The organism is Candidatus Electronema sp. TJ (assembly GCF_048287355.1).
In the GTDB taxonomy this organism is placed as follows: Bacteria; Desulfobacterota; Desulfobulbia; order Desulfobulbales; family Desulfobulbaceae; genus Electronema.
In genome coordinates, this window is sequence record NZ_JBLWEP010000033.1 from 1 (window position 1) to 19,144 (window position 19,144).

Annotated in this window: 16 protein-coding genes and 1 pseudogene; 15 read left to right on the forward strand and 2 right to left on the reverse strand. The window is 61.3% G+C overall.

Features of this window, described 5'->3' with window-relative positions:
* Positions 1-737 (reverse strand): annotated as a pseudogene (locus ACNKID_RS04085) (sulfite reductase, dissimilatory-type subunit alpha); the annotation flags it as partial.
* 309 nt (positions 738-1,046) lie between these two features.
* Between ACNKID_RS04085 and holB the strand changes: the two are divergent.
* From holB to ACNKID_RS04120, 7 genes are all read left to right on the forward strand, one after another.
* Positions 1,047-2,021, forward strand: a complete 975-nt coding sequence (gene holB / locus ACNKID_RS04090) for a DNA polymerase III subunit delta' (protein ID WP_417912163.1) — start codon at positions 1,047-1,049, stop codon at positions 2,019-2,021.
* 128 nt (positions 2,022-2,149) lie between these two features.
* Entirely contained in the window at positions 2,150-2,698 is a 549-nt protein-coding gene (locus ACNKID_RS04095) for a type VI secretion system amidase effector protein Tae4 (protein ID WP_417912164.1), read from the forward strand.
* Entirely contained in the window at positions 2,695-3,048 is a 354-nt protein-coding gene (locus tag ACNKID_RS04100; protein ID WP_417912165.1) for a hypothetical protein, read from the forward strand. The genes ACNKID_RS04095 and ACNKID_RS04100 overlap by 4 nt, the downstream gene beginning before the upstream one ends.
* Positions 3,049-3,071: 23 nt before the next feature.
* A complete protein-coding gene (locus tag ACNKID_RS04105) occupies positions 3,072-4,835 on the forward strand; it encodes an autotransporter assembly complex protein TamA (RefSeq protein ID WP_417912166.1) in 1,764 nt (587 codons plus the stop codon).
* A 396-nt stretch (positions 4,836-5,231) separates the two neighbouring features.
* On the forward strand, positions 5,232-5,354 hold the full coding sequence (locus ACNKID_RS04110; protein ID WP_417912167.1) for a hypothetical protein: 123 nt from the start codon (positions 5,232-5,234) through the stop codon (positions 5,352-5,354).
* Complete coding sequence (locus ACNKID_RS04115) at positions 5,338-9,513, forward strand: translocation/assembly module TamB domain-containing protein (RefSeq protein ID WP_417912168.1); 4,176 nt, start codon at positions 5,338-5,340, stop codon at positions 9,511-9,513. Before ACNKID_RS04110 ends, ACNKID_RS04115 begins: the two co-directional genes overlap by 17 nt.
* Before the next feature lie 127 nt (positions 9,514-9,640).
* On the forward strand, positions 9,641-11,122 hold the full coding sequence (locus ACNKID_RS04120) for a hypothetical protein (protein WP_417912169.1): 1,482 nt from the start codon (positions 9,641-9,643) through the stop codon (positions 11,120-11,122).
* Here ACNKID_RS04120 and ACNKID_RS04125 read toward each other — a convergent pair.
* Positions 11,088-11,465, reverse strand: coding sequence for a hypothetical protein (locus tag ACNKID_RS04125; RefSeq protein WP_417912170.1), 378 nt, complete (start codon positions 11,463-11,465; stop codon positions 11,088-11,090). The genes ACNKID_RS04120 and ACNKID_RS04125 overlap by 35 nt on opposite strands.
* Positions 11,466-11,468: 3 nt before the next feature.
* On the opposite strand from ACNKID_RS04125, the gene ACNKID_RS04130 reads away from it, so the two are divergent.
* From ACNKID_RS04130 to ACNKID_RS04165, 8 genes are all read left to right on the forward strand, one after another.
* Positions 11,469-12,428, forward strand: a complete 960-nt coding sequence (locus ACNKID_RS04130; protein WP_417912171.1) for a hypothetical protein — start codon at positions 11,469-11,471, stop codon at positions 12,426-12,428.
* Entirely contained in the window at positions 12,425-12,964 is a 540-nt protein-coding gene (locus ACNKID_RS04135) for a hypothetical protein (protein WP_417912172.1), read from the forward strand. Before ACNKID_RS04130 ends, ACNKID_RS04135 begins: the two co-directional genes overlap by 4 nt.
* 18 nt (positions 12,965-12,982) lie before the next feature.
* Positions 12,983-13,987: a serine O-acetyltransferase EpsC gene (gene epsC / locus ACNKID_RS04140; RefSeq protein WP_417912173.1), complete on the forward strand. Its 1,005-nt coding sequence runs from the start codon at positions 12,983-12,985 to the stop codon at positions 13,985-13,987.
* Complete coding sequence (gene cysK / locus ACNKID_RS04145) at positions 13,974-14,900, forward strand: cysteine synthase A (protein WP_417912174.1); 927 nt, start codon at positions 13,974-13,976, stop codon at positions 14,898-14,900. The genes epsC and cysK overlap by 14 nt, the downstream gene beginning before the upstream one ends.
* Positions 14,901-15,050: 150 nt before the next feature.
* Positions 15,051-16,169, forward strand: a complete 1,119-nt coding sequence (locus ACNKID_RS04150; RefSeq protein ID WP_417912175.1) for a hypothetical protein — start codon at positions 15,051-15,053, stop codon at positions 16,167-16,169.
* 15 nt (positions 16,170-16,184) lie between these two features.
* Positions 16,185-16,748 carry a DOMON-like domain-containing protein gene (locus tag ACNKID_RS04155; RefSeq protein WP_417912176.1) on the forward strand — a complete coding sequence of 188 codons (564 nt, stop codon included), beginning with the start codon at positions 16,185-16,187 and terminating at the stop codon, positions 16,746-16,748.
* A 175-nt stretch (positions 16,749-16,923) separates the two neighbouring features.
* Complete coding sequence (locus ACNKID_RS04160) at positions 16,924-17,571, forward strand: adenylate kinase (protein ID WP_417912177.1); 648 nt, start codon at positions 16,924-16,926, stop codon at positions 17,569-17,571.
* 126 nt (positions 17,572-17,697) lie between these two features.
* The gene (locus ACNKID_RS04165; RefSeq protein WP_417912178.1) at positions 17,698-18,591 is read left to right on the forward strand and encodes a phosphoribosylaminoimidazolesuccinocarboxamide synthase; all 894 of its coding nucleotides are present in this window, start codon (positions 17,698-17,700) and stop codon (positions 18,589-18,591) included.
* The last annotated feature ends 553 nt before the right edge of the window (positions 18,592-19,144 follow it).

Genomic DNA, 19,144 nt, shown 5'->3' on the forward strand with positions numbered 1-19,144 from the left:
TAGTTGCCCGCGATGTACTCCTTCACCGCCGCCTGATCAATGCGGATGTCGTCCTTCCATGTGCCGATCAGAGCAAAGTCGGAACGGGCGATGGAGGCCACGCAGTCGTTCGGGCAGGCGGAGAATTTGAACTTGAACTTGTAGGGGAAGGCAGGACGGTGGATCTCGTCCTGATAGTGCATGGTCAGGTGGTGGCAGATGTCCTGCGCGTCGTAGCAGGCCCACTCGCAGCGGGACTCGCCCAAGCAGCAGGACGGGGTGCGCAGGTTGGAGCCGGAGCCGCCCAGATCCTGCTCCAGATTGTGCGTCAGATCCCAGAACAGCGGCTCCAGATTCTCGGTGCGTGTGCCGAGGAAGATCATGTCGCCGGTGGAGCCGTGCATGTTGGTCATGCCGGAGCCGTACTTGTCCCACAGATCCATCAGGGCGCGCAGGTTCTTGGTCGAATAGTACAGACCAGAAGGCTGGGCGATGCGGACAGTGTGGAAGTGCTCAACGCCAGGGAAGAGATGCGGCACATCCGAGTAACGGCCAACGATGCCGCCGCCGTAGCCGAACACGCCGACAATGCCGCCGTGCTTCCAGTGGGTGATTTTGTCCTTGTAGGACAGCTCGAGCTGGCCGAGGATGTCCCAGCATTCCGGGTGAGTCTCTGCCTGCCGCTTCATGTCGGTGACGAAACTCGGCCATGGGCCTTTCTCCAGTTCGTCCAGCAACGGCGTAGCGTGCTTTGCCATCGGGTGTACCTCCTCTAAAGGGAATGAGATTGAATAAAATCAGAACTGTGACTGCTGTAATCTGCGACAGGGGCGCGGCGGTCATCTCAGAGGAGGCCGGGCCGCCTGCTCAATTGCTGTTTCTCAGCATGGGAACTTAAACGCATACCCCGTATTTGTCAATGAAAAAGAAGGGCGGACCGGCGGAGGGCGCGGCGGCGGCGGAACCACCTGAGGCAGCTTTTTCTGGTTCCCTTTTCCGGCGGAAAATGGCATTGTTTTTTGTCAGCTTTTGACCGGCCATCCCTGTTCAGCATCCTTCCAGACGACATGCCCTTTTCCCAGATCATCGGCCAGACCAAAGCACTGAGCTTGCTCCGCCGCGCCTTAAACGGCGGAAGGCTGGCGCACGGCTATCTTTTCACCGGGCCAGAAGGCGTTGGCAAAAGCACAGTCGCCCGCGCCTTGGCCGCCAAGCTGCTCTGCGTCCAGACAGGCGGCGGCCCGCCCTGCGGCCAGTGTCCCGGCTGCCGGAAACTCGCCGCAGGCAGCCATCCTGATTTCCTTCTGCTCCAACCTGAAGGCGCGGGCATCAAGATCAACCAGATCCGCGAGCTGAAAAAGGCTCTGACCTTTCCGCCCTTTGAGCGGGGAATGCGGGCGGTGATCATCGAAGACGCGCAGAGCATGGGCCGCGAGGCGGGCAACAGCCTGCTCAAGCTGCTGGAGGAGCCGCCGCCGGACAACATCCTCCTGCTCGTCGCCTCAGACGCGGAGCCGATGCTGGAGACCATTGTCTCGCGCTGTCAAGTCATCCCTTTTGTCCCGCTGACCGATGAGCAGACTGCGCAGGTCATCCGGCAGACGCATCCGCAGCTGGCCCCGGATGAGGCGCGGCTGCTGACCAAGCTCTCCGGCGGCTGTCCGGGCCGCGCCGACGCGCTGCGGGACAGCGAGGCCCTCAGCCTGCACAAGGAATGCTTGGACGCGCTGCTGGCCGGAGCCGCCAGCGAGGCTGTGGCGGTCGAGCAGGCTCTTGCTCTGGCCGGGCGGCTGGCGGAACTCAAGGACGACCTGAACCACGTTCTCGACCTGCTCAGTCTTTTTTTCAAAGAAGTCATGACCGCCGCGCTCTGCGGCAGGAAGGCTCAGGATGATCATGCGCTTGCGGCGCAAGAACGCTGGAGTTCGCAGCGGCTTTCCGCTATGCTGGAACATGTTGAGGCCGCCCGCAGCGACTTGGCGAGAAATTGCAGCCGCACTTTGGTCTGCGAGGTGCTGCTTTTGGAACTGTTTTGCGGCTGAGATCCATCTGCGGCGGCGTTTGCAAAGATATTGCCGGGGACAAGATCTGCGGGGCATAAGCAGCGGGCGCAGGGGGATCTTCTGCGCGTCCCGGCTCGTTTGGCACATCCACTCTCAGGAGGAACATCATGAAGCTGCCGCACTGGAACATTCTGCAAGCGAAGTTTCCCGCCAAGCCAGCCGGAGAAGTCTTTCAAGCCATCGGCGGCAAGGTCTTTTACAATTACCAGATCGGCGTGTTCAGCAATGCCTGCTCCTCAAGAATATCCGTCGCGCTGAACGCCTCCGGCAAGGAGCATGAGCTGCCGTTCTTCCGGGCTGAATGGCCGAAAGGCAAAGTGCAGGCGCAGGTCTCCTCAGGCGCGGATGGAAAATGGTATATCTTCCGGGTGAAGATGCTGGTCAAGCACTTGACCGAGCGGTACGGCAAGCCGGAGGAATACCTGCCCGAGGAGCACTTGCAGAAGATTGCCGGGCGTAAGGGCATCATCGTCTTCGAGGTGCAAGGCTGGGCTGATGCCACTGGTCATGCCGACCTCTGGGACGGTTCCGCCTGCCTGTGGCATGGCTATGATGATGTCGCGCACAAAGTGCTTTTCTGGGAGGCCGAAGCTGACACGGCTGAACAGACGCAGACAGCAGCTCAGACGGCTCCGCCGCAGGGAGGCGCGCAGTGAGAACATGCCTGCTGCGGTGCTGCGCAGTGCTGCTGCTTAGTTCCTGCGTTCCTGCGGGGAAGCAGCCCGCGATTCGGCTTCGGGCCGAGCTGATAGACTTTGCCAAAGCCAGCTGCCTCTACTGGTACTTCAGCAAGAAAGGCTATGACCTGAAGGACATTCGGGGCATCTCCAGCGGCATGGTCGAGCTTGGCTCAAATTCGGCGGAAGAGTACGAGCGCGTCTCGCTCTTAGTGAAGCAGTACCGCCCGCCGCTGAAGACCAAACAGGATATTGACATCGACCTGCTGAAATGTTTTACAATGGAGCATGACGCTGCGTTCCTCCGCGCATTGACCGGGGCGCAGTAAAGGCTGTCACCGCTCCACGCCGCATGGCCGCATTCTTCCGACATCTCTGGCTGCTCTCCATTCTGCTCCTGCCTTCCGCCGCCTTCGCCGCCCCGGTCACGGTCATCGTCCGGGGTGTTGACGGCGATTTGCACAAGAACATTCTCGCCAGCCTCTCCATTGCTCAGCAGCAGGAGGCCGCCCAGCTCAGCACCGGCCAGCTCCGGCGGCTGCACAAGAAAGCCCCGGAGCAGATTGCCGCCGCGCTCCGGCCCTTTGGCTATTACGCCGCCGAAGTCAACAACAACAAGGGGCATGGCCTGCTGGAGAAACACGGCCAGGGCTGGCAGGCGGTGTACGAGATCGAGGCCGGGCCGCCGGTGCGGGTGGACAGCGTGCGCATCGAGATCAGCGGGCCGGGCAAGGCGCATGAGGCCCTGAAGAACCTGCAAGCAGGCTTCCCGCTCCAGCCCGGCAGCCAGCTCAACGACGCGGCCTACGAGAAGGGCAAGAAGAGCATCCTGGCCAAGGCCTTCGCCGCAGGCTACATCCTGGCCAAGTTCAGCGAAAGCCGGGTCGAGGTGCGGGCCAAAGCAGGCACGGCGGCTGTCCTCCTGCGCTTGGAGACCGGGCCGCTGCACATCTTCGGCGAGACCTCCAGCAGCAGCCTGATCCTCAAGCCGGAGCTGCTGCAACGCTATGTCCCTTACCAGCCCGGCGAGGTCTATTCTGTGAACGCCCTCAACCGCCTGCAAAGCGACCTCTACGCCACGGGCTACTTCAGTCAGGTGACGGTGGAGCCGAAGCTGCCAGCGGCGGATGAGACGCGGGAGGAAGTGCCGGTCGAGCTGCATCTCTCCCCTGCCCCCAAGAACCGCTACAGCTTCGGCCTGGGCTACGGCACCGACACCGGCGCGCGGGGCAACGTCGGCTGGAAGAACCGGATGATCAACAGGCTGGGGCACAAGCCCTCGTTCAACATCCAGCTGGCCGAGAAAGGCAGCAAAGCCGCAGGCGGCTACGAGATCCCCCTGCCCCTTCTCGACCTGCGCTACGACACCCTCAGCTTTGACACCCTCTATTCGGAGGAGAGCTGGGAAGACACTGAGATCAGCCAGCACACGCTCGGCGCGGCGCTCAAGCACAGCTCTCCGAACTACCAGTTCGGTGCCGGGCTGGAGTATCTGCACGAGAGCTACACCGTCGGCGGCCGCGAGGAGGACAGCACCTGGCTGCTGATGCCCAACGCCTTCCTCACCCTCATCTTTGCGGAGAACCGCGTCAACACCGAGCACGGCATCCGCGTCGGCGGCAGCGTCCGGGCCGCGCAGGCTCCCTACTTGGGCAGCACCAGCTTTGTCCAGTTCCGCGTCGGAGGCAAGGCGGTCTTCAGCCCGCTGGACAAGTGGCGGCTGATTGGCAGGGGCAGCTTCGGGGCGACGATGATGGACTCGATCAACGAGCTGCCGCCGTCTCTGCGCTTCTACGCGGGCGGAGATCAGTCCGTGCGCGGCTACGCCTACAAGTCGCTTGGCCCGCAGGACAATTCAGGCCGCGTCGTCGGCGGGCAGTATCTCACCGAAGGCAGCATCGAGCTGGAGCGCAAGCTCTCCGGCATCTGGAGCGCGGCAGTCTTCTACGACATCGGCAACGCCTACGACAACATTGACGCTGACTTGCAGCAGGGCATAGGCATCGGCGCGCGCATGACCCTCCCCTTTGGGCAGATACGCCTTGATCTCGCCGATCCTGTCTCGGAAGGCGGCTTCTCAATCCGCCTGCACATCACCTTGGGCGCGGACTTGTGAGACAAGCCCGCTGACTTGCTTGGTGCCAGCCAGGGCAAAAGTTTTTTTGCCCCTACAATGAAATGCCGCGTGCCGTACGGGCGAAAAATCTTTCGCCCTATGCTGGAACCCTGAGTTCCATTACGTTGCAACTCTAAGTTCCATTATAATGCAACTCGCAGTTCCATTACGTTGCAACTCGCAGTTCCATTACGTTGCAACGCTGAGTTCCATTAGGTTGCAACCCTCCGTTCCATTAGGTTGCAACTCACAGTTCCATTAGGTTGCAACTCTGAGTTCCATTATGCTGGAACTTCAGCGACTGTCCGCTTGATAAAAAACGTGCGGACAGGTACACTCATGCGGGCGGGCAGCGCCTGCCGCTGTCGTCCGCCCTCATTTCCACAGCGAACCGCCATGTCCTTCCAGCACGCAGCCGAGGAGAATCCGCTGACCACGTGCGTATCCTGCCGCACCCGCTTTGAGCAGCGCGGCTCGGCGGGCCGCGTCACAGCGGCGAACTATGTCTTCAACGACTGAGACGGCGCAGCCGCCTGCTCCTGCGCCCGCAGTCTCAGCCTTCCGCCGCTGGCTGCGCCGCCTTACCCTCTGCGGCCTTACCTGCCTCCTTCTCATCTCAGCCAGCCTCGCCTTTCTCATCGGCACCGAGCACGGCTTGGAGCTGCTTGTCCGCACAGCCGGGCAGCTGGCCGGGCCATACTTCTCCGCTGAAGAGGCGCAGGGCCGCCTGCTTGACCGCTGGCGGCTGGGCGATGTCCGCATCCATGTCAAGGACGAGGTTGAGATCACGGTCAGGGACTTCAGCTTCAGCTGGCAGCCGCTGGCCTTGTTCCAAGAGCGCACGCTGCATGTCAACAAGGCCGCCGCAACAGGTCTGACTGTCCGTATTCTCGATTCCCCAAAGAAGGAGAGGAAGGTGCGCAAGCGCATTGTGCTGCCGGAACTCAGCCTGCCGCTGGGGGTGCGCATAGACGAGCTGCGGGTTGCCGCGAGCAAGATTGTGGCGGATGACGGCGAGGATGCGCTGGTCATCCATGAGGCTGTTGCGCAGGCGGCGGCGCAGGATGATCACGCCGAGGTGCTGCGCCTGCACGCGGACACCTCGCAGTTCGGCGCGGACTTGAGCGGCAAGGTGCGCTTCACCGGGGCGTGGCCGGTGCAGGCGGGCGGCAGCTGGAGCGTGCCGGATCATGGCATCAACAAGCTTGTCGGCACGTTGGCCGCGCAGGGTGATTTCAGCAAGGCGGCAGTGCAGGCGACCATGACCAGCCCGGCCAAAGTGACCCTGCAAGGGCAGGTCACAGACATCTTCAATGAGCTGCATTGGCGGGCCGCAGCGGAGAGCGGCCACTTCCGCCTCAGCGATCTCAAGATAAATGTGCCAGTGGATGGCACGCTGCGCATCGTCGAGGCTTCGGGCACGGTCAAGAGCTATCGCGGCACAGTGGCCGCAGAGATACATCACGAGGGTTATCCCACGGTGCAGGCTGAGGCCAAAGTGGAGGCGGCGGACTACACCGGCCTTGCTGTTGATTACCTTACAGTGCGGCATGAGGCCTCCGAGCTGACCCTGCGCGGCAGGATGCGCTGGAAAGGCGGCTTCTCCTGGCAGGCCGAGCTGGCGGCCAAGGACATAGACCCTGCCCTTGCCGCTGCCGACTGGCCGGGAAAGATCAATGGCCACGTGCGCAGCAGCGGGCTGCTCGCTGCCGGGAAGCAGTCGCTGGAGCTGCATTTGGATGGCGTGCAAGGCGAGCTGCGCGGTCAGCCCTTCAGCCTTGGCGGCAAGCTGGCACTGGCAGATAAAAAGCTGACCATAGACGGGCTGGAACTGGACTCCGCTCTTGCCAAGGCGCGGATCAGCGGCACAGCGGACGCGGCCAAGCAGATCAGCCTGAGCGTGCAGGCCGAGGCGGCTGATCTGGCCGCCTTCACCCCGGAGGCGGGCGGCTCGTTAAAGCTCGAAGGCAGTGCCGCCGGCCCGGCTGAGAATGCGGCTGTCACCCTGCATGTCAATGGCTCGCAGCTCAAGTTCCGCAATCATGCCCTCTCCGCGCTGGAGGTCACGGCGGCTGCCTCGCTGACAGACAGCGGCGGCGGCTTGACCGCGCAGGAGATCAGTGTTCTCGCGGACGGCAAGGCGGCCTTGCAGCTACGCGGCAGCCTTGGCTGGAAGAACGGCCTGAGCTGGCAGGCGGAACTGAAGGCGGCAGGGCTTGATCCCGGTTTGCTCGCCCCTGACTGGCCCGGCGCGATCAACGCTGAACTGCGCAGCCAAGGCAGCAGGACGGCTGAGAAGCTGGCCGCTGCGGTGCAGATTGACAAGCTGGACGGTAGCCTACGCGGCTTTCCCTTGCAAGGCAGCGGCAAGGCGGCTTTCGACGGCACGACCGTGACCGTGGACGGGCTGCGCCTGCACTCCGGCTCCACCTTTGTTCAGGCCAGCGGCACAGCGGACATCAAGCAGGCACTGGCCCTCAGCTTCAAGGCTGGCTCGGACAACCTGGCCAGCCTTGCTCCGGCAGCAGCAGGCAGCTTTCAGCTTGAGGGCGCGGTCAGCGGCACAGCGCAGCAGCCTGCCCTCAGCCTGACCGCCAGCGGCTCCAAGCTGCGCTTCCAAGACTACAGTCTGAAGGAGCTGAAGGCTGCGGTCAAGGCGGATGTGTCGCCCAGCGGGCAGGTGGATGCCGACATTCAGGCCAAGGGCCTCCAAGCCAAGCAGGAGCAGATCAGCACCGCCAGTCTGCTGCTCAAAGGCAGCGCGGCGCAGCACCGCCTCGACCTTGCTGTTGCAGGCAGTCCGGGCACGCTGCGGCTGGCCGCTGCGGGCGGCTGGCAGGAGCAGCAGTGGCAGGGCCAGCTGGCGGAGATGGAGCTGGAGAACAAGCAGTTCGGCACGTGGAAGACCGCGCGGCCCGCTGATCTGCTCCTGTCGGCGCAACGCTGCTCGCTCTCCGGCTTTGCCCTGGCGCAGGACAAGGTGCGGGCGGCAGTCAGCGGCTCGTGGCAGCAGGGCGCGGGCTGGCAGGCGCAGGCCGAGCTGGAGCAGCTCTCGCTTGACCTGCTGAAGAAGTGGCAGCTGCCTGTGCCGGAGAGCTTCCCGGCAATGCAAGGGGTGCTGGCCGTGAGCGCGGCGGCGCAGAGCGCGGGCGCAGTGCCGCAGCAGGCCGAGCTGACCGTCTCCCTGCCGGAACTGGCCCTGACGGCGGAGAACTACGACGAGAATGACGGCAAGACCACGTGGCGGTGGCGGGACAACCAAATAGCCGCCAAACTGAAGAACGACACTCTTCATCTGACTGCGCGGACCACGTTTCAGGACGGCAGCACAGCCACGCTGGATGCGACCGCCAGCAACTGCGGCGACTTCCGCCAGCCGGAGCAGATGCCGCTCTCCGGCAAGGCGGTGATCAACATCATGGATATTGCCCCGCTGACCCAGCTCACCGGCTATGCGGTGCAGCCCCAGGGCGGCTTCGGCGGCACAGTCGCTCTGCGCGGCACAGCGGCCAAGCCTGAGCTGGACGGCCTGCTCGCCCTGAAGCAGGGACTGAGCGGCGAGGGCAGGATTCATGTCCCTGCGGCAGGCATTGACCTGAGGGCACTGCGGCTGGCTGTGGCCGGTGACGGCAGCCGCAATCAGTTTGATCTTGCTGTCCGCTCCGGGCCGGGCCAGCTGCGGGCGCAGGGCGTGGTCAGCCGCAGCCTGGAGAAGCCGGAGCTGGAGGCGGCATTCAGCATCACCGGCGAGAATTTCCAAGCCGCCGCGCTGCCGGAATACAACGTGCTGATCAGCCCGGACCTCAAGCTGCAACACAGCGGCAAAGGCACGGTGCTCAGCGGCACGATTGCCGTGCCCAAGGCGCGGATCGCCCCGAAGGGCTTCAGCGGCGCGGTCTCCTCGTCCAAAGATGTGGTGATGGTGGACGGCGGGGACGGCCCGGCGGCTAACAGCCTGCCCTTCTCCGCCTCGCTGGCCTTGGAGCTGGGCAGGGACGTTGCGGTGGATGCCTTCGGCTTCAGAGGCTTCCTCGACGGCGGCCTGAAGATCAGTGCCAAGCCGGAGCAGACCGTCACCGCGCTTGGCGCGATTTATCTCCGTGACGCTTCGGTGGACTTTGAAGGAGTCGCCCTCCAACTCAACGAGGGCCGCATCTTCTATCAGGGCGGCCCGATTGACCAGCCCGGTTTGGACATCCGCGCCTCCAAGACCGTGAACAAGGTCGAGGCGGGCATCCACCTCACCGGCAGCGTGGATGACATGAACATCAAGCTCTTCTCCGACACGCCGATGCAGGACTCGGAAATCCTCTCCTGGCTGCTCTCCGGCCAGAACAGCATGTCCAGCAGCAGCCGCGAGGCCGCGCTCTCGCCCGCCGCAGCGGCCCTGAGCAAAGTGGGCGGCGGCGCGCTGCTCAAGTCGGTCAACCCGCTTGCGGCCATAGACATGGAGGACTTCCTTGATGTGAGCATTGGCGGCGGCAAGGATGCTTCCGATGTCTCCTTAGTTATGGGCAAGGAGATCTACAAAGACCTCTACATCAGCTACGGCAAGGATCTCACCGGCGAGGGCGGTTCCTTCAAGGCGCGTTATGACCTGAAATACGGCTTTTCCGTGGAGAGCGAAACCACAGCCAAAACCACCGGCGCGGATTTGATGTGGTCGCTGGAGAGGTGAGGAAGAAAGGCTCGAGTCAGCAGAAAACCGCAAGCCTTCCAAAATGGTCTATCCTGTGCTATAACGCTTCCTGAACATCGCCCTGACTGACCAGAGTTTTCATCCCATCCGCCAAAGGAGAAAAATCATGTCTCAAGAGCTGCACGACCAGATCAACGCGGAGCTGAAGGCGTTCCACAGCGATCCCGCCGCATTTATGAACCAGCGGCCTGCAAAGAAAAATGTGTCGCCGGGCGGTTCGGACTGCGCCGCTCCGCACTTTGACCAAGCCGCGCTGGAGCGGCATGATTATGTTGCAGCCCGAGACCTGCTGCGCAAGCAGGCGGCTGATTCTGGCGAGCTGGATGAGCGTGCCAGAGCACTTTTTTCAGACAATGACCGCGCCGACCGTCTTGTTGACACCTACAGCTGCACCGGCTTGCAGAGCATGGAGAACAACGGCCTGCTGCAAGCACGGCTGCCTGAGCAGCCGTGGTCGGACGACTACTGGGCACTGTATCTCGGCGTGCTGGGCAAGCGCTACGCTGTCGGCAGCAATTTTCCCAACTCCACTGACTGGAAGGTGAATTTCGATTTCATCCAGCGCAACCCGGCGGCGGCTGTGCTCGCGGGCGGCGACCAGAACGCGGTCAACCGGCTTTCGCCTTCAGAGAAATACGACATTTTGGTCGGCGACCGGCAGTTCTCGCTGACCAAGCAGATGTGGGAGGAAGGCAGAGGCTACTACGAGCAGAGCGGACAGGTGGAAATATGGATGGGCATATGCCACGGCTGGGCGCCTGCGGCCTACATGCTGCCGAGGCCCGTCAATGCGGTCACAGTCCTGGCTGCTGACGGACAGACGCGGCTGACGTTCTTCCCTTCCGACATCAAAGCCTTGGCCTCGCTGCTCTGGGCCAAGGTCAGCCCGAAGGCCAAATTCATCGGCGGACGCTGCAATGACACAAATCCGCAGACCGATCCGAAGACCGGACGCATACTTGCCCAAAACTGTTTTGACACCAACCCCGGCACTTGGCATCTGGCGATGGTCAATCAGATCGGTGCGTCCCAGCGCAGCATGGTCATGGACGCGACCTATGATTACGAAGTCTGGAATCAACCCGTTCTGGCCTACAGCTACAGCTATTTCAACCCGGCCAGCGGCGCGGCGGTCAATTCGCTGGCCGAAGCCACCGTCCGCAAGGCGCAGTTCAGCGGCGACAAACTCGCCGCTTACCGGGGAGCGCAGACCGACAGCATCGTCGGCATCGCGATGGAGGTGGAATATCTTGTCGAGACCGCACCTTCACAGCATACCCCGGATGGCCCGCACCGCGACCGAACGGAGAAAGTTCTTTATCTTTACGATCTGGAGCTGGATTTTTCCGGCAAGATCATTGGCGGCGAGTGGTATCAGAACGCTCATCCCGATTTTCTTTGGACTCCGGCTCAAGGCGCACGCGCCCTGCCGTCGTGGGAGTCCCGCAACACCGTCCGCCCGGAAGAATGGGAAGAGGGGCGGCCTGTCCCGGAAATGTGGCGGCAGATTGCCGCGATCACTTCGGAATATTCTAAAACGCCGATGGCCGCTGTTACTGAGCGGCTGATTCAGCTGGCAGGCCGCTGAGCGGTGCTGCCGCCTCTGCTGCCGACCGCTCCGGGCTGGCTTGGAGCCGCGCTTTCTCCGCCTGCCCGGCGTATTCATGCAGGCCAAAGAAAAAGGCGAAGAAGATGCCGATCGTGAAGAAAATCCGGGCGACGCGGTCCCAAGCCAATTTCCTGCCATGGTGCAGATATTTGATCATGCGGACGAGAATCCACGTGAAACCGATGCCGTAGGGCGCGGTGACCAGCAGCTGCATGACCGTACCTGCCAACATCTCCCCGGTAGTCGCGCCGCCTCGCAGATGCAGCAGCAGGTACAATGCGGCGGCGGCGGCAAAGGTACTTTTCTCTTGAAGGGTTTTCATTGCATGCGTGCTGACATCGTCAATATTTTCCCGGATACCCTGCCCAAGGACAGACTACTGTTCCCTCTTGTACAGTTTTTTGTCGAGACTGTCCATACCTTGCCGGTGGAAAACAGCCAACCCGGCCCAGAGGAGCTGCCGCCGTTTGCGGACGCGCTGCTGGTGCAAGGGCTGCTCCGTTTTCATTGCCCGGCTCCGCTTGGAGCGGAACGGGAGCGTTTTCTCGCTCTGATCGCAGAGCTGCGGCAGCGGCCCGGCGACTATGCCGCCCTTGCTTTGGCTGGCAATAGAGAGGCGGAAAGCAGTAACGCGATCATCAGCGCGGTGCAGCGGCAGGCCGGACAGAACGGGCTGAAGGACGGGGACGGACAGGCCGCCGCGCTCTGGCAGGCGCGGCTTGTTTTGAAATTGGCCGAGTTGGCTGCGCGGCAGGAGGAGGAGCTCCGGCAGAGTCTATGCCGCATCGCCCGTCGTGAACAGGAAATTCTTAGCCAATTGCGCGATGCGGACGGCGAATCTGTTCAAGACCACGCGGCGCAGGCACCGCCGGACAGCCGCCGGACGCGCCTGCGCCTCAAAGCGTGGCGCACACTGAACAGTCTTGGCAGTCCGCCGCCTGTAGGAGCTTTTGTCACCGCTGATCAGGAGGCCTTTGAGCTGCTGCTGGAGGAATGCGGCGGGGAAACGCGAGCGGTTGCTGCGGTGCCGCTGCCCGCAATTCTGGCAGGGGAGGATTTTCTTGCCAAACGGACGGCATTCCGTCTATCGGCATCGGATTTGCTCGCAGATTTTCCTGCCTCTTTTGATGAAAAGGCATGGAGCGCGCTGCTGGAGCAGTATTATCCGGCAGAACGGCATGGCAGATGCAGACTGATGCTCCATTTTCTGCCCAGTGCCGCCTTGTTTGGTGGAACGGCGGAAGAGATCATGCTCGGCATTCTGACGCAGACGGAGCAGCGATGAAAGACATTGATATTTTTGCCCGTGTCCAATACTGGCGCATCTTTTTCGCCTTGACATTTCCCTGCGTCATCTTTGGCGGCATAGCCTTCTTTTTTATGGGCTGGCCTGCGCTGCCCTTGGCTTTTGCGCTTAATGCGCTCTTCCCGTTTCCTTTGATGCTGCTCACTGATCGGGTGGCGAGCTGGTTTGTCATGCTGTGCGGCGGCGGCAGCGGTGGACCTGCTAAATTGCGCGAGCGGCTGGCAGGCGAGATGGACAAGGCAAGATATCTGAAAGTAAAAGAGAAGTTTGCAGAAGCATTGGAAACGGTCAATTTCATTCTTGAGCAGATGCCGGCACACGATGAGGCTCTGCTGCTCAAGGCGCGGATTCTTTTTGAGGGATTTGTAGACCGGCCAGGGGCAAAAGAATGCCTGAGACAAATCCTTCGTCAGGAAGATGCACGGAACGAAACTGTCCGCCACTGGGCGGCGGAACTGCTCAAAGAAATACAAGGCACTCCTTGTCAGCAGCTTGCAGGGAGCAACAACTCATGAATTGTCCAGCATGTTCATATGGCTGAGAAAACACCAGAACCATGCGGCTGCGCCTCTGAGGTGCGGCTCTGCGCGGAGCCTGAATCCGACTTCATTCCTTTGGTGGTGAGCAAGCTGGCCGAGGGCTTCAGTTCCCGCCGCTGGTCGAGCCATATCGAGCCGGTGGAGATTCCCTCGCGGCGGGAGACCATTGAGCTGATCTTGGAGGCCCAGCGCATCCTCTTTCCCGGCTATTTCAGCAGCTCGACCCTACCCAGCCCGTCCAGCTTAGGCTATCACCTCGGCCACAACCTCACTCTGTTCCACAAAAATCTCAGCCACCAGCTCAATTCCGCCCTCCGCCACGAGTGCTTCCGCCGCCGTCATTCCTGCTCGCTCTGCGGCGAGCGGAGCGGCGAGCTGGCAGCCGCATTCATCCGCTCGCTGCCGCAGATCCGCGAAACACTGGAGACCGACATCAGCGCGGCCCTTGAAGGCGACCCGGCAGCTGCCAACGCCGACGAGGTTATTTTTAGTTATCCCGGCCTGTTCGCCGTGCTGGTGTACCGCCTGGCGCACCGGCTGTATGAGCTGGAAGTGCCGCTGCTGCCGCGCATCATGAGCGAATACGCCTACCACCGCACCGCCATTGACATCCATCCTGGCGCGGAGATCGGCGAATCCTTCTTCATTGATCACGGCGCGGGCGTGGTGATCGGCGAGACCAGCACCATCGGCAGGCGGGTGCGGCTGTATCAGGGCGTGACCCTCGGCGCGCTTTCCCTGCCGAAAGGCGCGGGCAGGCAGCTCAAGCATGTCAAGCGCCACCCGACTATCGAGGATGACGTGATCATTTACGCCAATGCCACCATCCTCGGCGGAGAAACGGTGATCGGAGCGCGTTCCATCATCGGCGGCAATGTCTGGCTGACCAAAAGCGTTGGCCCGGACACCAAGGTGCTGCTCAAACAGCCGGAGCTGGTCTACATCGGCAAGAACGGCGAAACCAATCAGGACAAAGGAGACGGCAATGGAAATCTGTAAAGATTTGGCCGACAGTGTCGGCAACACGCCTTTGGTGCGGCTCAACCGCTTCAGCTCAGGCTGCGGCGCGGAGATCGCGGTCAAGCTGGAGTCGGCCAATCCGCTCGGCAGCGTCAAAGACCGGGTTGCGGCAGCAATGATTGAAGCGGCGGAGCAGGCCGGGCTGATCGGGCCGGACACGCTGATTGTTGAGCCGACCTCCGGCAATACCGGCATCGGCCTCGCCTTTGTCTGCGCCGCGCGTGGATACCGTTTGCTTCTTGCCATGCCGGAAACCATGAGCCTGGAACGGCGCAAGCTGCTGACCTATCTTGGCGCGGAGCTGGTGCTGACACCCGGCCCCTTGGGTATGAAAGGGGCCATCGCCCGCGCTCAGGAGCTGCTGCAAGAGAACAAAAACGCTTGGATGCCCAATCAGTTTGAAAATCCGGTCAACCCGGCCATGCACTATCGCACCACCGGGCCGGAAATCTGGCGGCAGACCGACGGGCGGGTTGATTTTCTTGTTGCAGGCGTGGGCACGGGCGGCACGATCAGCGGTGTCGGCAAATTTTTGAAAGAGCAGAATCCCGCCCTGCGCCTGATCGCTGTGGAGCCTGCCGCCTCGCCGGTGCTTTCCGGCGGTCAGCCCGGCCCGCACAAGATTCAGGGCATCGGCGCAGGCTTTGTGCCGAAAATTTTAGCCACCAGCCTGATTGACGAAATCGTGCAGATCAGCAATGACGAAGCGATGGAAGCGGCCCGCAGCCTGGCCAAGCAGGAAGGCATCCTCTGCGGCATTTCTTCGGGCGCGGCAGCGGCGGCGGCCAGAAAAATCGCGGCCAGAGCGGAGAACGCAGGCAAGCTGATCGTGACTGTGCTGCCGGACACCGGCGAGCGCTATCTGAGCACTGAGCTGATGGCGGGCTGCTGATGCGCAGCCGCGCTGCGGGCGGCGAGTCGTTCCCGCAGCGCGCAGAAGGCCGGAAAAAGGTTTGACCAGCGGCAGTTTTCTATATATAATCTCTCTATATATTTACCATTCACAGGGCAAACCGCCGCGCCGCCAGATCGGGAGAAACGTATGAAAAAAATACTGTTCGCATCTTTCGTTGCTTTATATTGCATGTTGCCGCCGCAGGGATTCAGCGAGGAGCTGAAATGGTCAGAAGTGATTTCCATCAAAGGTGCCGGAGCCACCAACTGCGGCAAGGAACGCATCACCAATGAGGCGTGGGACAAATGTGAAGCGTGGGCGAAAAGCGAGCAAGGAAAAGTTGTTAAAGATATAGAACTCTACAACATAGCGACTGAAACAGACAAAGGCACATCTTGGGACCCGCAGCTGAAATGCTCGTTTCATGCCAATGTGAAATGCGGCTATGCCATTGAGGGCAAGGCTAAGCTTCAACTGAAGGGGCGGCTGAAGTCGGCAGGCGCGGACGCGGGCTGCGATGCCCCTCCGCCTTCGGATGACAAAGAAACGTTGGTTATCGGGCAATGCGCAGACGATGCGGCAGCCAAGAAAACTCCGCCGCCGAAAAAACCGGCGGCAGTGAAAAAAGCTGTTGTTGCCGCAGCTGCGAAGCCGTCGCCGCCGTCACCGAAAAGCGGGGCCGAGTTTGGGCGGTCCAAGCTGCTGCGCATCAAAGGCGCAAATCTCCCCTCGTGCGGCATTGACAAAATCAGCAGCGAAGTGTGGAGAAAATGCGAAATGTGGGCGGCGAAGAAGACAGAGCTGGGCGGCAGCCCGCTGATTGAAAACGTTGAGCTGTACTGGTTCACGATGAAGCCGCTGGGGGAGACAGGCTGCTCTTATGAGGCGGCGGTGAAGTGTTTGCACACGCAGGACAGGCCTGCGGCAGTGCCTGCTGCGGCCAGCAGCACTGTCAAGCCAAGCGTTCCGCTCAACAAGGGCGACGGGCCGGAGTTTGTGGACAGCAACGGCATGCGCTGGTCGTCTTTGATCGACATTGAAGGGGCGGGAATCACCAACTGCGGCGAAAACCGGATCAAAAACGAGGCGTGGGACAAATGCGAGGAATGGATCACGCGGAAAAAAACCAGAGGCCAGCTCAGACCGACGCTGAAGGATGTTGAGCTGTACAATATCGCCAGCGAGGATCATAAAGGGCCGTCTTGGGCACCGCAGCAGAGCTGCACGTTCCACGCCACCCTCAAGTGCGGCTACAAGATGGAATGAGGCGCGGGCCTGCGCATGTGCTCGGAACAGCCCTTTGCTGACTGCGCAGGCTTCCGCCTCCAGCCTTTTGCTGCGGACAGCCTGACCGCCGGTCTTGAGCTGACTGTCAGCGCAGTCCGCCGCTCTTCCAGCCTGCTGCTCCGTTACGAGCTGCGCGGCAGGCTGGAGGACGTTTTGCTGCCAGAACCGGAGCAGGCGGCTACGCCTTCACGTCGGCACCAGCTCTGGCAGCAGACCTGTTTTGAATTGTTCATCGCGCCCGCAGGCCAGCCGCAGTATTGGGAGATCAACCTTGCGCCTTCTGGCGATTGGAACGTTTACGCCTTTTCCGCCTGTCGCGAAGGAATGCGCGAGGAGCAGGCCGTCACCGCCCTGCCCTGCCAGACAGAGCGTCAGCCTGATGCCCTGACGCTCGAATTCGCCGTGCCCGCCATCATCGCTGCTGCGCGGCCTGCTGAGGCGGCGGCCTGCGCGGTCATTCAACGCCGCACTGGCCAGAAGAGCTTCTGGGCCTTGCGCCATTGCGGCCAGCAGCCGGATTTCCACCGCAGAGCGAGCTTCTGCCTCAGCCTGCGCTGAGCGGTGCGCACAGACTTTCCCGCCCTCCCCTGCTTTTCTTCTACCATCCCGCCGCACAATAGTGTATGCTGTCTGCTTTTTCTGCCCGGCAGAGCGGCAGCCGGATTGGTTCCACGCAGACCGCTCCGTCCTCTCTCAGGCATTTCATTTTTTTCACAGCATAAAGGAGAACACCATGAAACTGATCCTTCTCGGCGCGCCCGGCGCAGGCAAAGGCACGGTCGCGAAATTGCTGACCGCTATTGACGGCTCTGTGCAAATTTCCACCGGCGACATTCTGCGCGGGGCTGTGCAGGCCGGAACCGAGCTGGGCAAAGAGGCTGAAGGCTACATGAAGCGCGGCGACTTGGTGCCGGATTCCCTGATCATGGGCATCATGGAGAAACGCCTGCAAGAGCCGGACTGCGCCAAAGGCTTTCTGCTCGACGGTTTCCCGCGCACCATTCCGCAGGCTGAGGAGCTGAAGAAGCTCTTGGTCAAGCTGGGCATCAGCCTTGACTGCGTTGTGAGCATCGACGTGCCGAAAGAAATCATCCTCGACCGCCTCTGCACCCGCCGCACCTGCGAGAATCCCAAGTGCCAGGCAATTTACAACGTCAAATCCAACCCGCCGAAGCAGGCAGGCATCTGCGACAAGTGCGGCGCAAAGGTTGTGCAGCGCGAGGATGAGACAGAAGCGGCGATCAGCCATCGTCTCGCCACCTACAACGAGAAAACCGCCCCGCTGATCGGCTTCTACAAGAAAGAAGGCATGTTGCTCTCTGTGGAAGCGACCAGCAGCGACGCAGTCATCGCCGCAGTGAAAAAAGAGCTGAAGCTTTAATGCGATAGACCTTTTGCATATCTGCCCGTGAGGCCGTGCGCTGTAGGGGCGAAAGATTTTTCGCCCCTACACGTTATGCAGGAGGACAGCCGCCTTTCCATTAACCGCAAGTCCCCTTTTTCCGCCATGAGCAACGCCGCTCTCATTCAGACCAATTTGCCGGAACTGACGCTGCTGCACCGGGGCAAGGTGCGCGATATGTACGAAATTCCCGGCCATGCTGACAAATTGCTGCTCATCGCCACAGACCGGATTTCCGCGTACGACGTGGTGATGAGCGAGCCGGTGCCGGGCAAAGGCAAAGTGCTGACCGACATTTCTCTGTTCTGGTTCAAGCTGCTGGCTGATATAGTGCCCAACCATCTGCTTTCCGCTGATGTTGATCAATATCCGGCAATTTGCCAGCAATACCGCCAGCAGCTGGAAGGCCGCTCCATGCTGGTGCGCCGCACCAAGGTGATGCCGATTGAGTGCATAGTCCGGGGTTATTTGTCCGGCTCCTTCTGGTCGGCGTATAAGAAAAACACCACGGTCTGCGGCTTTGCGCTGCCAGCCGGTCTGCGCGAATCCGACAAGTTTCCTCAGCCGCTCTTCACGCCCTCCACCAAAGCTGAGCAGGGCCTGCACGATGAGAATATTTCTTTCGCCAAGATGGAAGAGACAGTTGGCAAAGAGACTGCGGCGAAAATGGCGGCGATCAGCCTGCGGCTTTATGAAAAGGCGGCGGAATACGCCCTGAGCAAAGGCATCATCATTGCTGACACCAAATTTGAGCTGGGCATGGTGGACGGCGAGCTGATTCTGATTGACGAGGTGCTGACCCCGGATTCCTCCCGTTTCTGGCCGGTGGACGAGTACGCGCCAGGCAAAGGCCAGCCGAGCTTTGACAAGCAGTTCCTGCGCGATTATCTCTCCTCGCTCGACTGGAACAAGCAGCCTCCGCCTCCGCCGCTGCCTGCGGAGATTGTGGAGAAGACAGCGGCCCGTTACAAAGAGGCTGCGCAGCGGCTGACAGCGTAGGGGCAAAAAATCTTTTGCCCTTGTCGGCATTGCTGGGGCGAAAAATTTTTCGCCCCTACAGAAAAAAATTACAGCCCCGCCATCACGCTGTTGCTCGGCAGGCTTCTGCCTGATCTGTTGACAGCGGCGACGCAATATTCCAGCTCTTTGCCGCGCTCCTGATTGGTCAGCTCCGCTTCGATGCCGGTTTGCGTGTGGTCCGCTGTTCATCTGCGCACAGCATTGGTCAGCCCGCTGCCGCGCACAGCATCCGCACGATACGCCGATCAACACCATAATGCAAAATATTTTGTGATGCTGCGGAATGCGGAGGAATGCCGCGCCGCGCATTGTCATGCCGAGAAACGCATTGCGGCAGAGGCTGAATCAGCAAGCAGATGATGAGCGCAGCGGCATGATGCGCAGCGCGGCAAGGCAAAGAGCTTGGCATCATCGCGCTGCGCTGATCAACGCGGTGAAAATCTCCGCAGCGTGCCGCCGCGTTACGCAGCGAGGCAATTCTGAGCGCATCAAGGCGATGCGGAATGCGGCGAGGCGTTTTCTGGCGGGATGA

Excerpts from the sequence above, each read along its gene's own strand:
- holB (WP_417912163.1), top strand. The coding sequence starts at position 1,047 with ATGCCCTTTTCCCAGATCATCGGCCAGACCAAAGCACTGAGCTTGCTC.
- ACNKID_RS04095 (WP_417912164.1), top strand. The coding sequence starts at position 2,150 with ATGAAGCTGCCGCACTGGAACATTCTGCAAGCGAAGTTTCCCGCCAAG.
- ACNKID_RS04105 (WP_417912166.1), top strand. The coding sequence starts at position 3,072 with ATGGCCGCATTCTTCCGACATCTCTGGCTGCTCTCCATTCTGCTCCTG.
- ACNKID_RS04110 (WP_417912167.1), top strand. The coding sequence starts at position 5,232 with ATGTCCTTCCAGCACGCAGCCGAGGAGAATCCGCTGACCACGTGCGTA.
- ACNKID_RS04115 (WP_417912168.1), top strand. The coding sequence starts at position 5,338 with ATGTCTTCAACGACTGAGACGGCGCAGCCGCCTGCTCCTGCGCCCGCA.
- ACNKID_RS04120 (WP_417912169.1), top strand. The coding sequence starts at position 9,641 with ATGTCTCAAGAGCTGCACGACCAGATCAACGCGGAGCTGAAGGCGTTC.
- ACNKID_RS04125 (WP_417912170.1), bottom strand. The coding sequence starts at position 11,465 with ATGAAAACCCTTCAAGAGAAAAGTACCTTTGCCGCCGCCGCCGCATTG.
- ACNKID_RS04130 (WP_417912171.1), top strand. The coding sequence starts at position 11,469 with ATGCGTGCTGACATCGTCAATATTTTCCCGGATACCCTGCCCAAGGAC.
- ACNKID_RS04135 (WP_417912172.1), top strand. The coding sequence starts at position 12,425 with ATGAAAGACATTGATATTTTTGCCCGTGTCCAATACTGGCGCATCTTT.
- epsC (WP_417912173.1), top strand. The coding sequence starts at position 12,983 with ATGGCTGAGAAAACACCAGAACCATGCGGCTGCGCCTCTGAGGTGCGG.
- cysK (WP_417912174.1), top strand. The coding sequence starts at position 13,974 with ATGGAAATCTGTAAAGATTTGGCCGACAGTGTCGGCAACACGCCTTTG.
- ACNKID_RS04150 (WP_417912175.1), top strand. The coding sequence starts at position 15,051 with ATGAAAAAAATACTGTTCGCATCTTTCGTTGCTTTATATTGCATGTTG.
- ACNKID_RS04155 (WP_417912176.1), top strand. The coding sequence starts at position 16,185 with ATGTGCTCGGAACAGCCCTTTGCTGACTGCGCAGGCTTCCGCCTCCAG.
- ACNKID_RS04160 (WP_417912177.1), top strand. The coding sequence starts at position 16,924 with ATGAAACTGATCCTTCTCGGCGCGCCCGGCGCAGGCAAAGGCACGGTC.
- ACNKID_RS04165 (WP_417912178.1), top strand. The coding sequence starts at position 17,698 with ATGAGCAACGCCGCTCTCATTCAGACCAATTTGCCGGAACTGACGCTG.